The 15547-nt window shown below is 73.0% G+C and carries 12 protein-coding genes and 1 pseudogene; 10 read left to right on the top strand and 3 right to left on the bottom strand.

Going from position 1 to position 15547, the window contains the following annotated elements:
• The first annotated feature begins 630 nt into the window (after positions 1-630).
• Together ACFYUY_RS38250 and ACFYUY_RS38245 are read left to right on the top strand one after the other, a co-directional pair.
• Positions 631-1599: an ACP S-malonyltransferase gene (locus tag ACFYUY_RS38250; protein ID WP_387907828.1), complete on the top strand. Its 969-nt coding sequence runs from the start codon at positions 631-633 to the stop codon at positions 1597-1599.
• Positions 1600-1667: 68 nt separating this feature from the next.
• Positions 1668-2717, top strand: coding sequence for an arylcarboxylate reductase (locus ACFYUY_RS38245; protein ID WP_360217471.1), 1050 nt, complete (start codon positions 1668-1670; stop codon positions 2715-2717).
• A gap of 157 nt (positions 2718-2874) precedes the next feature.
• Here the strand turns inward: ACFYUY_RS38245 and hemA are convergent, their stop codons facing one another.
• Positions 2875-4107: a 5-aminolevulinate synthase gene (gene hemA, locus ACFYUY_RS38240; RefSeq protein ID WP_360217441.1), complete on the bottom strand. Its 1233-nt coding sequence runs from the start codon at positions 4105-4107 to the stop codon at positions 2875-2877.
• Between the two features lie 365 nt (positions 4108-4472).
• Here hemA and ACFYUY_RS38235 point away from each other — a divergent pair, with 365 nt between their 5' ends.
• The 6 genes and pseudogenes from ACFYUY_RS38235 to ACFYUY_RS38210 all read left to right on the top strand — a co-directional run bounded on the left by ACFYUY_RS38235 (position 4473) and on the right by ACFYUY_RS38210 (position 11790).
• Entirely contained in the window at positions 4473-6020 is a 1548-nt protein-coding gene (locus ACFYUY_RS38235; RefSeq protein WP_360217444.1) for an AMP-binding protein, read from the top strand.
• A gap of 6 nt (positions 6021-6026) precedes the next feature.
• A pseudogene (locus ACFYUY_RS38230) lies at positions 6027-7559 on the top strand (long-chain fatty acid--CoA ligase); the annotation flags it as partial.
• Between the two features lie 101 nt (positions 7560-7660).
• Positions 7661-8458, top strand: coding sequence for a thymidylate synthase (locus ACFYUY_RS38225; RefSeq protein WP_360217447.1), 798 nt, complete (start codon positions 7661-7663; stop codon positions 8456-8458).
• Positions 8455-8964 (top strand): dihydrofolate reductase, encoded by a 510-nt coding sequence (locus ACFYUY_RS38220; RefSeq protein ID WP_387907825.1) that lies wholly within the window; start codon positions 8455-8457, stop codon positions 8962-8964. Before ACFYUY_RS38225 ends, ACFYUY_RS38220 begins: the two co-directional genes overlap by 4 nt.
• Before the next feature lie 505 nt (positions 8965-9469).
• Positions 9470-10699, top strand: coding sequence for a VCBS repeat-containing protein (locus ACFYUY_RS38215; RefSeq protein WP_387907823.1), 1230 nt, complete (start codon positions 9470-9472; stop codon positions 10697-10699).
• Positions 10700-10740: 41 nt separating this feature from the next.
• Positions 10741-11790 carry a transglycosylase family protein gene (locus ACFYUY_RS38210; protein WP_387907820.1) on the top strand — a complete coding sequence of 350 codons (1050 nt, stop codon included), beginning with the start codon at positions 10741-10743 and terminating at the stop codon, positions 11788-11790.
• A 118-nt stretch (positions 11791-11908) separates the two neighbouring features.
• Here ACFYUY_RS38210 and ACFYUY_RS38205 read toward each other — a convergent pair whose 3' ends face one another.
• Positions 11909-12832: an NAD(+)/NADH kinase gene (locus ACFYUY_RS38205; RefSeq protein ID WP_360217459.1), complete on the bottom strand. Its 924-nt coding sequence runs from the start codon at positions 12830-12832 to the stop codon at positions 11909-11911.
• Between the two features lie 198 nt (positions 12833-13030).
• Here ACFYUY_RS38205 and ACFYUY_RS38200 point away from each other — a divergent pair, with 198 nt between their 5' ends.
• Positions 13031-13390: a UBP-type zinc finger domain-containing protein gene (locus ACFYUY_RS38200; protein ID WP_360217462.1), complete on the top strand. Its 360-nt coding sequence runs from the start codon at positions 13031-13033 to the stop codon at positions 13388-13390.
• 66 nt (positions 13391-13456) lie between these two features.
• Here the strand turns inward: ACFYUY_RS38200 and ACFYUY_RS38195 are convergent, their stop codons facing one another.
• A complete protein-coding gene (locus tag ACFYUY_RS38195) occupies positions 13457-14401 on the bottom strand; it encodes a DUF5996 family protein (RefSeq protein ID WP_387907815.1) in 945 nt (314 codons plus the stop codon).
• A gap of 127 nt (positions 14402-14528) precedes the next feature.
• Between ACFYUY_RS38195 and ACFYUY_RS38190 the strand changes: the two genes are divergently transcribed.
• A complete protein-coding gene (locus ACFYUY_RS38190; RefSeq protein WP_387907813.1) occupies positions 14529-15215 on the top strand; it encodes an alpha/beta fold hydrolase in 687 nt (228 codons plus the stop codon).
• Positions 15216-15547 lie beyond the last annotated feature (332 nt).

The following is a 15547-nucleotide window of genomic DNA, read 5'->3' as shown; positions in this document are numbered from 1 at the left end:
TCCTTCTTCGCGACGCGCCGGACCGGCGGGCGTGGCGCCCGGCGGCGTGGTGCTCGGCCGGTGTCCGGCGCCCGACCGTGGTCGGCCTGTTCCCCCGGGCCCTGTTCTTCCGCGGGCCCCGTTCCGTCGGGCCCGGTCTCCCGTGCCCTGTTCGCGGGGAGCCGATTTCCCCCGGGCCCGGTTTTCCGTGAGCCCGGTTTTCCGCGAGCCCGACGTCCGGCCCCGATATCCGGCACCGATTTCCCCCGGGCCTGATATCCGGACGGCCCGGCGAAAGGCCGTGCGACCGTAATCCGGCGGCACCGGGCATTCCGGTGCCGCCGCGCGGATCCGCCGCCGACCGCCTTCCACCCGCCGCCGGCACCCGCACCGCGCCGGAATTCACGCGGGCCGGGCCGGGCGGAATCGACCAGACAGATCTTGTCAGCCGCCGATATCGTCTCGATAGCGCGAACCGCGACAGCGCACGGTCCCGGCCTTTTCGGCCGTTCCGGCATTTCCGCGCACGGGCCCTGCTACGGTGGCGGCGCGGCGCTCCGGATGCCACGCGCACCGGCGCCGACGGCGGCCGAAAGCCCGGCGCGCGCGCCGCCCGTTCCCTTTCCGTGGAATTCCCGAAGGAGGAGCACCATGGCACTCGGTTACCTTTTCGGCGGCGGTGTCGGCACCGAGCCGCACGGCCTGGAGCTGTACCAGGCCTATCCGGCGATGCGGGAGCTGTACGCCGAGATAGCGGGCTGGACCGGCCTCACTCCCGGGCAGCTGCTCGACGAGGAGCTGCCGAAGGGCCGGGAGGAGCGGCAGAGCGCGGGCACCGTCCGGGAGACCGCCCTGGCCGTCGCGGTGCACGACATCCTGGCCGGGCACGGCCTGCGGCCCGCGGTGCTCGGCGGGCTCAGCCTCGGCGCGATGACGGCGGGCAGCCTCGCCGGCGCGGTGGACCGGCGGGCCCTGTTCGAGATGCTCGCGCACACCCGGCACGCCCCCGAGCCGTCCGCCGGCGACCCGGAGGAGGGCATGGCGCTGGCCTTCGTTCCGGCCGGGCTGGACACCGCCCCGTACGGCGGCGACGGCCGCCCGGGCGTGCACCGGGCCGGGGACTTCGGCCCCACCGCCGACGGCGCGGCCCGGATCCTGATGCTGTCCGGCGAGCGGTCCGCCCTCGACGCGCTGGCCGCCGAGGTGCCGCAGGGCACGCTGGTGCCGCTGCCCGACCGGACGATCGCCGTGCACTCGCCGCTGCGCGCCCCGTTCCGCGCCTTCCTGGCCCCGTACCTGGACGCCATGGAGTTCGCCGACCCCCGGCTCCCGCTGGTCTCCTGCCTCGACCGCCGGACGCTGACCACCGGGGCCGGGGTCCGCGACCTCTTCCACCGCAACGCCACCGACCCGATCAGCCTGGTGGACGTCTACACCGGGATGGCGGAGCAGGGCGTCCGGCTCGGGCTGGTCATCGGCGGCTCGATCCCGGACGGCATCCTGCGCTTCCCGTTCCCGGTGGTCCACGTGGACCGGCCCGAGCACGTCGAGCAGGTCCTCACCAGCGTCTACGAGCTGGGCATCGACGTCCCCGCGGCCGACCCGCGGGCCGAGCGGTGACCGGCGGCGGCCCGGTCCCGGGGGAGGTCACCCGGGACCGGGCGCGCCGGGCCGCCGAGTGGGACGCGCTGACCGAGGGCTGGCTCGCCACCGACCTCGACGGCTGGACCAGGCGCGTCGTCCGCCGGCACTTCGACCCGGTGACCGGGAGCCCGTACTGGCTCCGCCGGGCCAAGGAGCTGGACTTCGACCCCCGCGACCTCACCCGCTACGGGCAGCTGACCGCGCTCGGCCCGTTCCCGCTCGACGACCTGCGCACCGGCGACCCGGCCGACCTGGTCCCGCTGGCCGTGCCGCGCCCGCTCAGCGGCCGGATCTGGGACACCGGCGGCACCACCGGCGCGCCCTGCCGGGTCTTCTACACCCCCGCCATGCTGCTGCACCGCGGCGTGTGGCGGCGCTGGTCCTTCGTCCAGGAGGGCTTCCGGCCCGAACGGGCCTGGCTCCAGGCCACCCCCACCGGGCCGCACCTGATCGGCAACGGCGTCTGGGAGGCGTCCGAGCTGCACGCCGGGCAGGTGTACGCGGTCGACATGGACCCGCGCTGGGTGAAGCGGCTGATCCGGGCCGGCCGGCTCGCCGACGCCCGCGAGTACACCGACCACCTGCTGGAGCAGATCGCCGACGTGCTCTCCCGCGGCACCGTCGACTACCTGAACACGACGCCCGCCCTCCTCCAGGCGCTGTGCCGCAGCCACCCCGGCCTGGTCGCGGCCCTCGACGGCGTGCGCCTCAGCGGCACCCAGATCAGCCCCGGCACGCACCGGGAGTTCCTGGCGGCCCTGGACGGCGGCCTCTGCGGGCTCAGCTACGGCAACACCTTCGGCAACGCCGCCGGCCTCGTCGCCCGTCAGGACGCCGACCTGTTGCCGTACGTGCCCAACCACCCGCAGGTGACGATGGCGGTGGTGCGCCGGGACGACTGGACGACCCCGGTCGAGTACGGGGCCACCGGCCAGGTCCGGCTCACCGTGCTGCACGAGGACCTGCTGCTGCCCAACGTCCTGGAGCGCGACCAGGCCATCCGGTACGACTGCACCGGGCTCTGGCCGAGCGACGGGGTGGCCAACGTGCGGCCCCTGCAGGTGACCGCGACCGCCCCGGAAGGGCTCTACTGACGCGCCGCAACGGCGTCACCGACCCGCGCGACGGCGTCACCGACCCGCGCAACGGCGTCACCGACCCGTGCGGCGGCGTCACCGACGCCCCGGAGGGCTTCCACCGACCCGCGCACGCGCCGGGGCCCGGCCGGGAACGGCCGGGCCCCGGGCCGGTCTACCGCGCGGCGGCCCCGCCCGGCACGAGCGGCAGGCCCAGCTCGTCCCAGATCCGCGCCAGTGCCGCGACGAACTCCCGCACCTCGTCGGTGCCGTGCACCGCCCCCGGCGCCACCCGCAGGATCTCCTCGCCGACCCGGACGCTGGGCGCGTTGATCGCCTGCACGTAGCAGCCGTCGCGCTCCAGCAGGAGGTCGGAGATCCGCTTGCACACCGTCTCGTCGCCGACCAGCACGGACACGATGTGCGACCGGTCCGACAGGAAGGGGATCCCGCGCTCCCGCAGCAGCCCGTGCATCAGCTGCGCGTTCTCCCGCAGCCGGTTGCGCTCCAGGTCCGAGCCCCGGAGGTGCCGGACGGCGGCGAGGCCGCCCGCGGCGACCGCCGGCGGCAGCGCGGTGGTGAAGATGAAGGGCCGGGAGAGCCTGCGCACCACGTCGATCACCGCGGTCGGGCCCGCGATGTACCCGCCGATCGTCCCGAACCCCTTCGCCAGCGTGCCCATGATCACGGTGAACTCGTCCGCCAGGCCGAGGCTCGCGGCGATGCCCGCACCCTGCGGCCCGTACATCCCGACCGCGTGCACCTCGTCGAGGAAGGTCATCGCCCCGTACCGCTTGGCGATGTCGGCGATCTCCGCCAGCGGCGCGAGGTCACCCGCCATCGAGTACACGGACTCCATCACGATCAGCTTGGGCCGTGCCGCCGGGGCGGCCGCGATCAGCTCCTCCAGGTGCGTGGTGTCGTTGTGCCGGAAGATGCGCTTCTCCGCGCCGCTGTGGCGCAGCCCGTCGATGATCGAGGCGTGGTTCAGCCGGTCCGAGAAGACCACGCAGTCCGTCAGGTGGGCCGGCAGCACGGACAGCGCGCCGTCGTTCGCCGTGTAGCCGGAGGTGAAGAGCAGCGCGTCCTCCTTGCCGTGCAGGTCGGCCAGCTCCTGCTCCAGCAGCACGTGGTAGTGGTTGGTCCCGGCGATGTTCCGCGACCCGCCCGCCCCGGCCCCGAAGTCGTCCAGGGCCTCACGCATCGCGGCCAGCACCAGCGGGTGCTGGCCCATGCCGAGGTAGTCGTTGCTGCACCAGACCCGGATGTCGCTGACGACGCCGTTCCGCGAGTTCCGGGCCGCCGGGAAACTCCCGGCCCGCCGCCCGATCTCGAGGAATTCCCGATGTCCCGCCGTGTTCGCGGATTCCCGGTCCCGGGGCGGGAAGAATGTGCGGTAATGGCTCATGGCGTCCACTCGCTCTCAGGAGACCGTCACGGTACGGGGCCTCGGCCCCACGGGCCGGCGGCGCACCCGGACTTTCCCGGCGGTCCGCGAGGTGCCGGCCGGCATCCGTCCGGTCACCCGGATATCCGTCGGTCATCCGGATATCCATCGGGAACACGGATGTCCGTGGCGTACGGCCGGCCCGTTCCGGGCCGTCGACGAGCCCGGATATTCGACGTGACGACATCGTCTCAGGGCGCCGTATCATTTCGATAGCGCCATCCGCGACAACACCGGACGCGGCAATGTTCGCGAAATCCCCGCCGAATTCCGGCGGAGCGCTGCTATGCTCGCCGAAATCCAGCAGTCAGCCGATGGGAATCGCCATGCCAGCGAACGACACCTATGTCGGCCGGATCCTCCGGGTGCTCGCCGCCGACCCGGACCGCACCGTCCTCACCTGGCAGGACGGGGCCCTCACCGCCGGCGCCTTCACCACCGCCGTGCGCACCGCCGCGCAGACCCTGCTCCGGCACGGCGGCGAGGCCGCAGACGGGGGCACCGGCGCCGTGGTGGCCATCCTCACCACCACCAACTCCCCGGCGACGCTGATCCTGCGTTACGCCGCCAACCTGATCGGCGCCACCGCCGTCCACCTGCACACCACCAACGCCGTCGACCCGGGCGACCGGCTCACCCGGGACGCCGAACTCGCCATCCTCACCGAGACCGGGGCCACCGTCCTCGCCGTCGACGCCGAGCACCTCCCGCTCGCCCGCGACCTGGCCGCCCGCCTGCCGAAGGCACCCGCCCTGGCCGCCCTCGCCGACCTCGGCCCCGACGTCCTCGACCTGAGCACCGGCGCCGACACCGACCCGCCCGAGACCCCGATCCCGCTCGACCGGGCCGCCGTGATCACCTACACCAGCGGCACCACCGGCCGGCCCAAGGGGATCGCCGTCGACTTCCGCACCCGCAACGGCTTCATCACCGCCGGACTCCAGATGGCCTGGCGCGCCGTCTACCTGGCCACCCTGCCGATGAGCCACTCCAGCGGCGCCACCGCCGACGACTCGCTCGCCTCCGGCGGCTCGGTGATCCTGCACCAGGGCTTCGACGCCGGCCGGGTGCTGCGCACCGTCGCCGAACACCGGGTCACCCGGCTGCTGATCACTCCGCCGCAGCTGTACCGGCTGATGGACCACCCGGAGTCCGCCGCCACCGACCTCTCCAGCCTCGTGATGCTCTGCTACACCGGTTCCCCCGCCTCGCCCGCCCGCCTCGCCGAGGCCGTCGAGCGCTTCGGGGACGTCCTCATCCAGATCTACGGCACCAGCGAAGCCGGCGCGATCGGCATGCTCACCCCGGCCGAGCACCGCGAGCCCGACCTGCGCGGCACCGTCGGGCGGGTCCTCGCCGGCGAGGTCCGGGTCCGCGACCCGCACGACCACCGCGACCTGCCGACCGGCGAGCTCGGCGAGATCTGCGTCCGCTCCCCGTTCGCGATGCGCGAGTACCTCGGCGACCCGGAGCTCACCGCCCGCACCGTCCGGGACGGCTGGGTCCACACCGGCGACCTCGGCCGCCTCGACGAACGCGGCTACATCCACCTCAGCGGCCGCCTGGCCGACGTGGTCAAGACCAACGGCATCAAGATCCACCCGACCACCGTCGAGAACGCCCTGACCGCCCACCCCGGCGTGCTCCAGGCCGCCGCCTTCGGCGTCCCCGACGGCGACCTCGTCGAGCACCTGCACGCCGCCGTGGTCCTGCGCGACGGCGCCGCCACCACCGAGGCGGACCTGCGCGAGCACCTCGCCACCGCGCTCTCCCCGCAGCACGTCCCGGCCGTGCTCGCCGTCCGCCCCGACCTGCCGCTCACCCCCACCGGCAAGCCGGACCGGGCCCGGCTGGTCGCGGACACCCGGAGGTAGCCGCCGATGACGCTCTCCCTGGCCGCGGTGCTCGCCGAGTCCGCGCTGCGCCGGCCCGACCACCCCGCCCTCGTCCTCGGCACCGAACGCACCACCTACCGCGAGCTGTGGGACGGCGCACGGCGCTACGCGGCGGTGCTGCGCGACCAGGGCATCGGCCCCGGCGACCGGGTCGCCCTGCTGCTCCCCAACAGCCGCCACTTCCCGCTCGCGTACTTCGGGGTGCTCGCCCTCGGCGCCGTCGCCGTCCCGGTGAACGCCCTGCTGCGGGCCGAGGAGATCGCCCACGTGCTGCGCGACGCCGGGGCCGCGGCCCTGGTCTGCGCCGAAGCCCTGCTGGCCGAGGGCGCCCGGGCCGCGGAGGCCGCCGGCACCCCCGTCCTGACGGTGGACCAGGCGCGGGACGCGGGCCGCCCGCGCCTGGACGCGCTGGCCGGGCCCGCCACCCCGATCGCCGGCGCCGTCCCGCGCGAACCCGGCGACCTCGCCGTGGTGCTCTACACCTCCGGTACCACGGGCCGCCCCAAGGGGGCCATGCTCACCCACCTCAACCTGGAGATGAACACCGCCACCACGATGCTCTCCCCGTTCGACTACCGGCCCGAGGACGTGCTGCTGGGCTGCCTGCCGCTGTTCCACACCTTCGGCCAGATCTGCGGCATGGCCACCTGCTTCCGGGCCGGCGCCACCCTGGTGCTGATGCCGCGCTTCGACGGGCCGCAGGCGCTGGACCTGATGGTCCGCGAACGGTGCACGCTCGTCATGGGCGTGCCCACCATGTACCACGCCCTGCTCGCCGCCGCCCGCACCGATCCGCGCCGCCCACCGCTCGACCGGGCGTTCTGCGGCGGGGCGGCCCTGCCGGTGCCGGTCCTGGAGGACTTCCGGGAGACCTTCGGCTGCCCCGTCTACGAGGGCTACGGCCTGACCGAGACCTCCCCGGTCGTCGCCTACAACCAGCGGGCCTGGCCCCTGCGGCCCGGCACGGTGGGCCGACCCATCTGGGGCGTCGAGGTCGCCGTCGCCAGGGCCGAGGTGGAGGGCCGGATCGAGCCGCTGCCGGCCGGCGAGATCGGCGAGGTGGTGATCCGCGGGCACAACGTGATGGCCGGCTACCTGAACCTCCCGGGCGCGAGCGCCGAGGCGGTCGTCGACGGGTGGTTCCGCTCCGGGGACCTCGGGACGCTGGACGCCGACGGGTACCTGACCATCGTCGACCGCAAGAAGGACCTGGTGCTGCGCGGCGGCTACAACGTCTACCCGCGCGAGGTCGAGGAGGTGCTGGCCCGCCACCCGGCCGTCGCCCAGGTCGCCGTGGTGGGCCTGCCGGACGAGGTCCACGGCCAGGAGGTGTGCGCGGTGGTGGTGCCCCGGCCGGGGATCCGCCCGGACCGCGAGCTCGCCGCGGGGATCACCGCCTGGAGCCGGGAGCGGATGGCCGCCTACAAGTACCCGCGCCGGGTGGAGTTCACCGAGGCCTTCCCGCTCGGCGCAGGCGGCAAGGTCCTCAAACGGGAGCTGGTGGCCCGGCTCACCGGGTGACCGGGAGCCGCCAGCCCCCCTCCCGACGTGCGGGGACCGCAGCCCCGACGGACCGGGGTGAACCGGGCGGACCGGACGGGCACGTACACTTGCCGCTCGTGGCGGACACCCAGTACGAAGACCTGTTGAAGCACGTGCTCACCACCGGAACGGCCAAGGCCGACCGGACGGGCACCGGCACCCGGAGCGTCTTCGGACACCAGCTGCGGTACGACCTCTCCCGGGGCTTCCCGCTGGTCACCACCAAGAAGGTGCACCTCAAGTCCGTGGTGTACGAGCTCCTGTGGTTCCTGCGCGGCGACTCCAACGTCGGCTGGCTGAACGAGCACGGCGTCACCATCTGGGACGAGTGGGCCGACGGCAACGGCGACCTCGGCCCCGTCTACGGCGTGCAGTGGCGCAGCTGGCCGACCCCCGATGGCGGGCACGTCGACCAGATCAGCCAGGTCCTCGACACCCTGCGCACCGACCCGGACTCCCGCCGGATGGTCGTCTCCGCCTGGAACGTCGCCGAACTGGACGCCATGGCGCTCGCCCCCTGCCACGCCTTCTTCCAGTTCCACGTCGCCGACGGCAGGCTCTCCTGCCAGCTCTACCAGCGCAGCGCCGACCTCTTCCTCGGCGTCCCGTTCAACATCGCGAGCTACGCCCTGCTCACCCACCTGGTCGCGCAGCAGGTCGGCCTCGCCCCGGGGGACTTCATCTGGACCGGCGGTGACTGCCACATCTACGACAACCACGTGGACCAGGTCACCGAACAGCTCTCGCGCACGCCGTACGACTTCCCCACGCTGAACCTGCGGAAGGCCGACTCGCTCTTCGACTACGCCTACTCCGACGTGGACGTCGTCGGCTACCGGCACCACCCGGCGATCAAGGCCCCGGTGGCGGTATGAGGATCGGACTGATCTGGGCCCAGGCCCGCGGCGGCGTGATCGGCGCCGACAACACGATGCCGTGGCACCTGCCCGAGGACCTCGAACACTTCAAGCGGACCACCCTCGGCCACCCCGTGGTGATGGGCCGCCGCACCTGGGAGTCGATCCCGCCGCGCTTCCGCCCGCTCCCCGGCCGCCGCAACATCGTGGTCACCCGCAACCCGCAGTGGGCCGCCGACGGCGCCGAGCGCGCCGGCTCCCTCGCCGAGGCCCTGCGCCTCGCGGCCGCGGCAGCCGACCCGGGAACCCCCGCCGAGACCTGGATCATCGGCGGCGGGCAGCTCTACCGCACCGCCATCGACCACGCCACCACCCTCTCGGTCACCGAGATCGACCTCGCGGTCGACGGCGACACCCACGCCCCGCCCGTCGGCCCCGCCTGGACCGTCACCCGCGACGGCGGCTGGCAGACCTCCACCACCGGCCTCCGCTACCGCATCCGCACCCACACCCGCCGGGCCTAGGGTCCGCCGAACACGATCCGCCGGCCAGGTCGCTGCCCCTCCTGGGGTACCGACCTGGCCGGCGGCCGTTCTGCGCTGAGCAGCGCAGCAGGTCCATTGATCTGATGAATCGTCATACTGCCTTGAGGGAAGAGCTGTTGACGGTTCGAGGCGCCACCGCCAGTTTGATGCGGGAAGGGCGCCTCCCGGGGTCTTGCGAGCCCGACTCGGCGCCGCTGGACGCATCCGGTCAGGGCCGGATCCGTCCAGCCGGGGGCCCTTCCACCGGTCCTGAGCCGCGGCGAGAGTAGTACTCGCCAGCCGGGCACACCGCCCGGAAGGCGCCGGTGACCGCGCTGCGGGGCCCGGTGTCCCGCCGCTCGACCGTTCCGCCGCCGACCGACCGCTGTTCCTGCAGGGCAGCCGTCCCGCCGCCGGGCGTGCACGTCCCGAAGACTTCCGCGCCGACCACCGGTGTCCGCGCGAACACTCCACGACCCTCCACGCCGTCAGGACTTCCTCAGCCATGCGCTCTTCCAAGCTGTCCAGGCTCGCCCACGTCGCCCTCGCCGCCTCGATCGCCGCCTCCGGTGCGATCGCCGCGACGGCCGTCACCGCCACCGCCGCCCACGCGGCGACCACCGCCTCCTCCGCGGTGGACGGCAGGATCACCCGCGGCGAGGTCATCCAGCGGGCGCAGTACTGGCTCGGCAAGTCCCTCACCTACAACCAGGGCGGCTCCTACCCGGACTCCAGCGGCCGCAACTACCGCACCGACTGCTCGGGTTACGTCTCCATGGCCTGGCACCTCGGCGCCAGCCCCAACACCCAGGGCATCGCGGACTCCTACACCTACGAGATCCCGCGCAGCGAGCTGAAGGCCGGCGACGTCCTCAACAGCTACTACAACCACGTCCTGCTCTTCGAGAAGTGGGACGACCCGGGCCACACCACCTTCTCCTACTACTCCTTCGGCTCCACCCCGGTGAAGCACGTCACCGGTGCCTCCATCAACGGCACCCTCGACTCCCACCCCAACAGCGAGTACAAGGCGCTGCGGTACAAGAACATCGTCGACGACGCGCAGCGGCGGGCCACCAGGGTCGGTGTGTACCACCCGTCCACCCAGACCTTCTACGAGGGCGACAACGCGGGCTCCACCCTGGGCTCGGCGAAGTTCGGCAACCCGAACTGGACGCCGCTGGTCGGCGACTGGAACAAGGACGGCGTGGCCAGCATCGGCGCGTACGACCCGGAGACCTCCACCTTCTACCTGAGCAACGACAACTCCACCACCGCCGGTTCGGCGAAGTTCGGCAACCCGGGGTGGACGCCGCTGGTCGGCGACTGGGACGGCGACGGCGTCACCAGCATCGGCGCGTACGACCCGGCGACCGCCACCTTCTACCTGAGCAACGACAACGGCAGCGCCGCGGTGACGGCGAAGTTCGGCAACCCGAACTGGATCCCGCTGGTCGGTGACTGGAACAACGACGGCCGGGACAGCATCGGCGCGTACGACCCGAGCACCCAGACCTTCTACGAGAGCAACGACAACAGCACCGTCGCGGGCTCGGTGAAGTTCGGCAACCCGGGGTGGACGCCGGTGGTCGGCGACTGGAACAACGACGGCGTCACCAGCATCGGCGCCTTCGACCCGGCGACCGCCACCTTCTACCTGAGCAACGACAACAGCTCCGCCACCAGCTTCGTCTACGGAAGCCCGGGTGACGTCCCGATCGCCGGCCGCTGGTAGTCCACCCCCTCCGATCCGTGCCGAAAGGACGTCGATCCGCCATGCGCAGGAACACCGAGAGCAAGCAGACCTCCCGTCGCGGCCGCACGCCGGCCGCCGTGGCCGTCGGGGTGGCCCTCCTGTCCGTCTCCGCCCAGGGCCCGGCGCAGGCCGCCTCGGTGAGCACCTGGGACAAGGTCGCCCAGTGCGAGAGCGGCGGCAACTGGGCGATCAACACCGGCAACTCCTACTACGGCGGCCTGCAGTTCTCGCTGAGCACCTGGAAGGCGTACGGCGGCACCCAGTACGCGGCCTACCCGCACCAGGCGACCAAGGCGCAGCAGATCCAGATAGGCGAGAAGGTCCTCGCCGGACAGGGCCAGGGCGCCTGGCCGGTCTGCGGGCCGAAGGCCGGCCTCGGCGCGGACCACGCCAAGCCCTCCTCCCCGGACGGCATCGGCGCGTACGACCCGGGCACCCAGACCTTCTACGAGAGCAGGGACAACGGCACCGTCGCGGGCTCGGCGAAGTTCGGCAACCCGGGGTGGACGCCGCTGGTCGGGGACTGGAACGGCGACGGCGTGGACACCGTCGGTGCGTACGACCCGGCGACGGCCACGTTCTACCTGAGCAACGACAACAGCACGGCCGCGGTGACGGCGAAGTTCGGCAACCCGAACTGGATCCCGCTGGTGGGGGACTGGAACGGCGACGGCCGGGACACCATCGGCGCGTACGACCCGAGCACCCAGACCTTCTACGAGAGCAACGACAACAGCACCGTCGCGGGCTCGGCGAAGTTCGGCAACGCGGGCTGGACGCCGCTGGCGGGTGACTGGAACGGCGACGGCGTCACCAGCATCGGCGCCTACGACCCGGCGACCGGCACCTTCTACCTCAGCAACGACAACAGCAGCGCCGCGGTGACCGCAACCTTCGGCAACCCGGGCTGGACGCCGCTGGTCGGCGACTGGAACGGCGACGGCGTCACCACCGTCGGCGCCTACGACCCGGCGTCCGGCACGTTCTACCTGAGCAACGACGACAGCAGCGCCGCGGTGACCGCCAAGCTGGGCAACCCGGGCTGGATCCCCCTCAAGGGCAGCTGGTAACGGGGGAGTCCACCGCAGGGCTCACCTCCGGTGGCCCGCCCCGCGCGCCCGGTGCCCCACCGACCACCACGGTCCGGCGGGGCACCGGGCGCGCAGCCACGTTGCCGGCCCGCCCCGGTCAGCCGTGTTCCGCCGAGCCGGTGAGCCGGAGCTTGCGCTGGGCCCGCTGGTAGAAGGTGGTGTGCCCGAGCCGCACGACGCGCGCGGCCGCGGGCACCATGGTCACCTCGACGCCGTCGCCCGGCGAGACGTGGCCGACCAGCAGGCCGTCGGCCTCGACGGCGAGGTCGCCGCTGGGCGGCAGCACCTCCAGGTCGAGACGCTCGCCGCTGGAGAGGAACACCGAGCGGTTGAACACGGCGTGCGGGGCCACCGGGGTGACCAGCAGCCCCTCCGCGTTGGGGGAGACGATCGGGCCGCCCGCGGAGAAGCTGTACGCGGTGGAGCCGGTCGGCGTGGCACAGACGACCGCGTCCGCGGTGTAGGACACGAAGGGCTCGCCCTGGACCCGTACGGCGACCACCGCGGACCTGTGCCCGGGGCTGCGCAGCAGCACCACGTCGTTGAGCGCCGTCTCCCGGACGTCCCCGAACCGGGCGTGGACGCCGGAACGGGCCTCCACGGTGAACCGGTGGGCGTCGACGGCGTCCAGCGCGCCGCGCAGGTCCGGGATGTCGACCTCGGCGAGGAAGCCCAGCCGCCCGACGTTGACGCCGAGGACCGGAGCGTGGCCCCGGGTGGCGAGCCGCATGGTGCGCAGCATGGTGCCGTCCCCGCCGAGGCTGATCAGCAGGTCGGCGCCGGCGGCCATCTCCTCGTCCCCGACCGGGATGGCCTCGCAACCGATCCGCGCCACCTCCGCGGCCAGCCCCAGGACCTTGGTGCCCCGGGCCCGGCTCCAGCCGACCACGGTCTCCACGGAGGGCGCACAGGTGCGCTCGGGGTGGAGCACCAGCCCCACAGTGCCGATGAATCCCATCCGGAGCACCTCGATGTCGGCTCGACGTCGGCCGGAGCACTGCTGCTCCCTCCAGTCACGCACAGCCGCCCGTCTCCTTCAAGGCAGGTCGCCCGGGGCCCGGTCCCGCCGCCCCTGCCGTCGGCCCGGGGCTGGTCCCGCAGCCCCTCCCGGAATCTGTGTGCGCGCCGGCCGGTTGGGATTCGGAGAGACGGTCCGAAGGCCCCGGCGCCGCCGTCCTGAACCGGCGCCCGGCCGAACCGACGTCGGGAGGCGTGTCCGATGACTGACAGCCCGATCCGGGGGATCGACCCCGCCGTGCCGCCGAGCGGGGACGGGTGCGTGGAGTGTCTGACGGGGGACGGGCCGGGGTGGTGGTTCCACCTGCGGCGGTGTGCCCAGTGCGGGCACATCGGGTGCTGCGACTCCTCGCCCTCCCAGCACGGCACGCGACACGCCCGGGAGGCCGGGCACCCGTTCCTGGCCAGTTTCGAGCCCGGTGAGGCGTGGTTCTGGAACGTCGAGACCGAGCAGTACTACGAGGGGCCGGAGCTGGCGGCGCCCGCCGCGCACCCGGAGGCCCAGCCGACCCCGGGCCCGCTGGGCAGGGTCCCCGCCGACTGGCAGTCGCACCTGCACTGACCAGGGCCGCGCCACCCGGCCCCTGTCCGACCCGGCCCCCGCCCCAGCCGACCCCGTCCCGACCGATCAGCGGGGCGGAGCCGGCCACCGCGGGTCGGTGATCCCGCCCGGGCAGGCGAGACGGTCGACGTCCCAGCCCGCGCGCCCGGCCCCGGCCCGGTAGGCGCTCTCGTAGAAGGCGAGCACGGCCGCCCTGGGGTCCGGCTCGGCACGGGCCGCCTCGTAGCGCAGGACCGCGAGGTGGCCGTCGCCGAGCTCGGTCCACCGGGCGGTCGCCGGTTCGAGCGGGTCGTCGGCGAGGTGTGCCGGTTCGGGGGCCGTGTAGGAGTAGAAGGCCGCTTCGCCGAGGGCGGCGTCCCCGAACCAGAACCCGAAGCTGACCAGCTCGCGGGAGTACGCCTCGCGGGTCACCGGGTCGACCTGTGCAGGCTGGTCGAGGTGCTGTCCGGAGAACCTGGTGTGGGCGAGGTCGAACGAGTGCCAGAACAGGTGGACGGGGCTGACCTTGCCCGAGAACCGGGCCGCGAACTCCTCCAGCACCAGTCCGACCTGGTTGAGGACCTGCCAGGCGCGGTTCGCCCAGACGGGGTCGTAGGCCGCGTGTTCGACGTCCTCGGCGAACGGCCGGTCGGTGTCGGGTAGCCGGTAGGGCCGGGGGTTCGCGAGCTCCACCCGGATGTCCAGGGCCGCCAGCGCCTCCAGGGTCCGCCGGTGGAAGGACGCGACGGACCGGCCGACCAGGGGGAAGGACGCCGTCCTGCCGTCCGCCGTCGTGACGACGAGCCGGTGGTCGACGAAGTCGAAGTCGATGGTGAAGACCGGGTTGCCGTCGACCTGTCCCATGGGCCGGGTGGTGAGGCCGCGCCCGGTGAGGTGGAACGGGACGTTCCACCAGTGGTTGCGCCGCACGCTCGCCGCGAGGCGGATCTTTCCCACCACCTGCGTGAAGCGGTGCAGCGTCTCCTTGGTGTCCTGCCACTCGGTGAGCGGCATCGGTGGGAACAGCTCCATGGCGCCTGCCTCCCGTCCGTCGGCGGCAGTTCCATCATGCGCGTCGCAGCCCGGAGCGGAAAGTCACAGCCTGCACACTCGGCGTAGTTCCACTCCCATCTCCCGATGTCCCACGAAAGGGGAAATCATGGCCAGCAAGGCCAGCATCGTCTTCGCCCACGGGCTCTGGGCCGACGGCTCGTGCTTCAACAAGCTCATCCCCGCGCTCCTGGCCGAAGGGCACCAGGTGCTCAGTTCGCAGCACGGCCTGGACTCGCTCGAAGGGGACGTCGCCTGCGTCACCCGCGCCATCGACCACGTGCCCGGCCCGGTGGTGCTCGTCGGCCACTCCTACGGCGGGACGCTGATCACCAAGGCCGGTGTCCACGACCGCGTGGGTGCACTGGTCTACATCGCCGCGCTCGCCCCGGACGAGGACGAGACCTCCCAGGGCCAGCAGGAGCAGTTCCCGGGCACTCCGGTCTTCAAGCACATCGACGTCGCCGACGGCCGGATCTGGCTCCTCGAGTCGGGTATCGGCGACTTCTGCGGCGACCTGCCCGTCGCCGAGCAGCAACTCGTCCTCGCGACGGGTGCCGTGCCCGTCCCGGACCTGTTCACCCAGCAGGTTCCGGGGACGGCCTGGCGGTCCAAGCCGAGCTGGTACATCGTCGCGAACGACGACCGCACGGTGAACCCGGACCTGGAGCGGGCCGCGGCCGAGCGCATGGGCGCGAAGACCTACGCCGTCGACAGCAGCCACGTCCCGATGCTGTCGCACCCCGACTTCGTCCTCGACGTCATCCGGGACGCGGCGAAGTCCCTCGAGGGGTAGTGCCGCCGCCGGGCGGCCCGCCGCACTCCTCGGGCCGCCCGGCGTCCAGGGCGTTCAGGGGGTGAACTCAGCACGGTGCGTGACCAAGTGGCGTTGTCCGGGTGAGGGTTGTGGTGCGGGCCACCCGGGCGGCGGGAGCGGGCGGCGGCTTCCGCACCGGGTGTGGGGCGGGTGGTCACGCGCTGTCGACGATGTGCGCGGCCTCACACGGCCTCCGGGGTGACCGGGGCCACTTTTCGGCCCGATTCGATCTTGAAAAATGGGGCATTTAGCTTCAAATCATCCCAATTCCTTGATCCTTACGACCGGTAACAGCACCCTGACGTGCCCAA

It is taken from the genome of Kitasatospora sp. NPDC004745 (assembly GCF_042873275.1).
GTDB lineage: Bacteria > Actinomycetota > Actinomycetes > Streptomycetales > Streptomycetaceae > Kitasatospora.
This window is presented reverse-complemented; position numbering and strand designations above follow the sequence as displayed.

Bases quoted from the DNA above. Each gene is read 5' to 3' on its own strand.
- ACFYUY_RS38250 (WP_387907828.1), top strand. From the start codon at position 631: ATGGCACTCGGTTACCTTTTCGGCGGCGGTGTCGGCACCGAGCCGCAC.
- hemA (WP_360217441.1), bottom strand. From the start codon at position 4,107: ATGAGCCATTACCGCACATTCTTCCCGCCCCGGGACCGGGAATCCGCG.
- ACFYUY_RS38235 (WP_360217444.1), top strand. From the start codon at position 4,473: ATGCCAGCGAACGACACCTATGTCGGCCGGATCCTCCGGGTGCTCGCC.
- ACFYUY_RS38220 (WP_387907825.1), top strand. From the start codon at position 8,455: ATGAGGATCGGACTGATCTGGGCCCAGGCCCGCGGCGGCGTGATCGGC.
- ACFYUY_RS38215 (WP_387907823.1), top strand. From the start codon at position 9,470: ATGCGCTCTTCCAAGCTGTCCAGGCTCGCCCACGTCGCCCTCGCCGCC.
- ACFYUY_RS38210 (WP_387907820.1), top strand. From the start codon at position 10,741: ATGCGCAGGAACACCGAGAGCAAGCAGACCTCCCGTCGCGGCCGCACG.
- ACFYUY_RS38200 (WP_360217462.1), top strand. From the start codon at position 13,031: ATGACTGACAGCCCGATCCGGGGGATCGACCCCGCCGTGCCGCCGAGC.
- ACFYUY_RS38195 (WP_387907815.1), bottom strand. From the start codon at position 14,401: ATGGAGCTGTTCCCACCGATGCCGCTCACCGAGTGGCAGGACACCAAG.
- ACFYUY_RS38190 (WP_387907813.1), top strand. From the start codon at position 14,529: ATGGCCAGCAAGGCCAGCATCGTCTTCGCCCACGGGCTCTGGGCCGAC.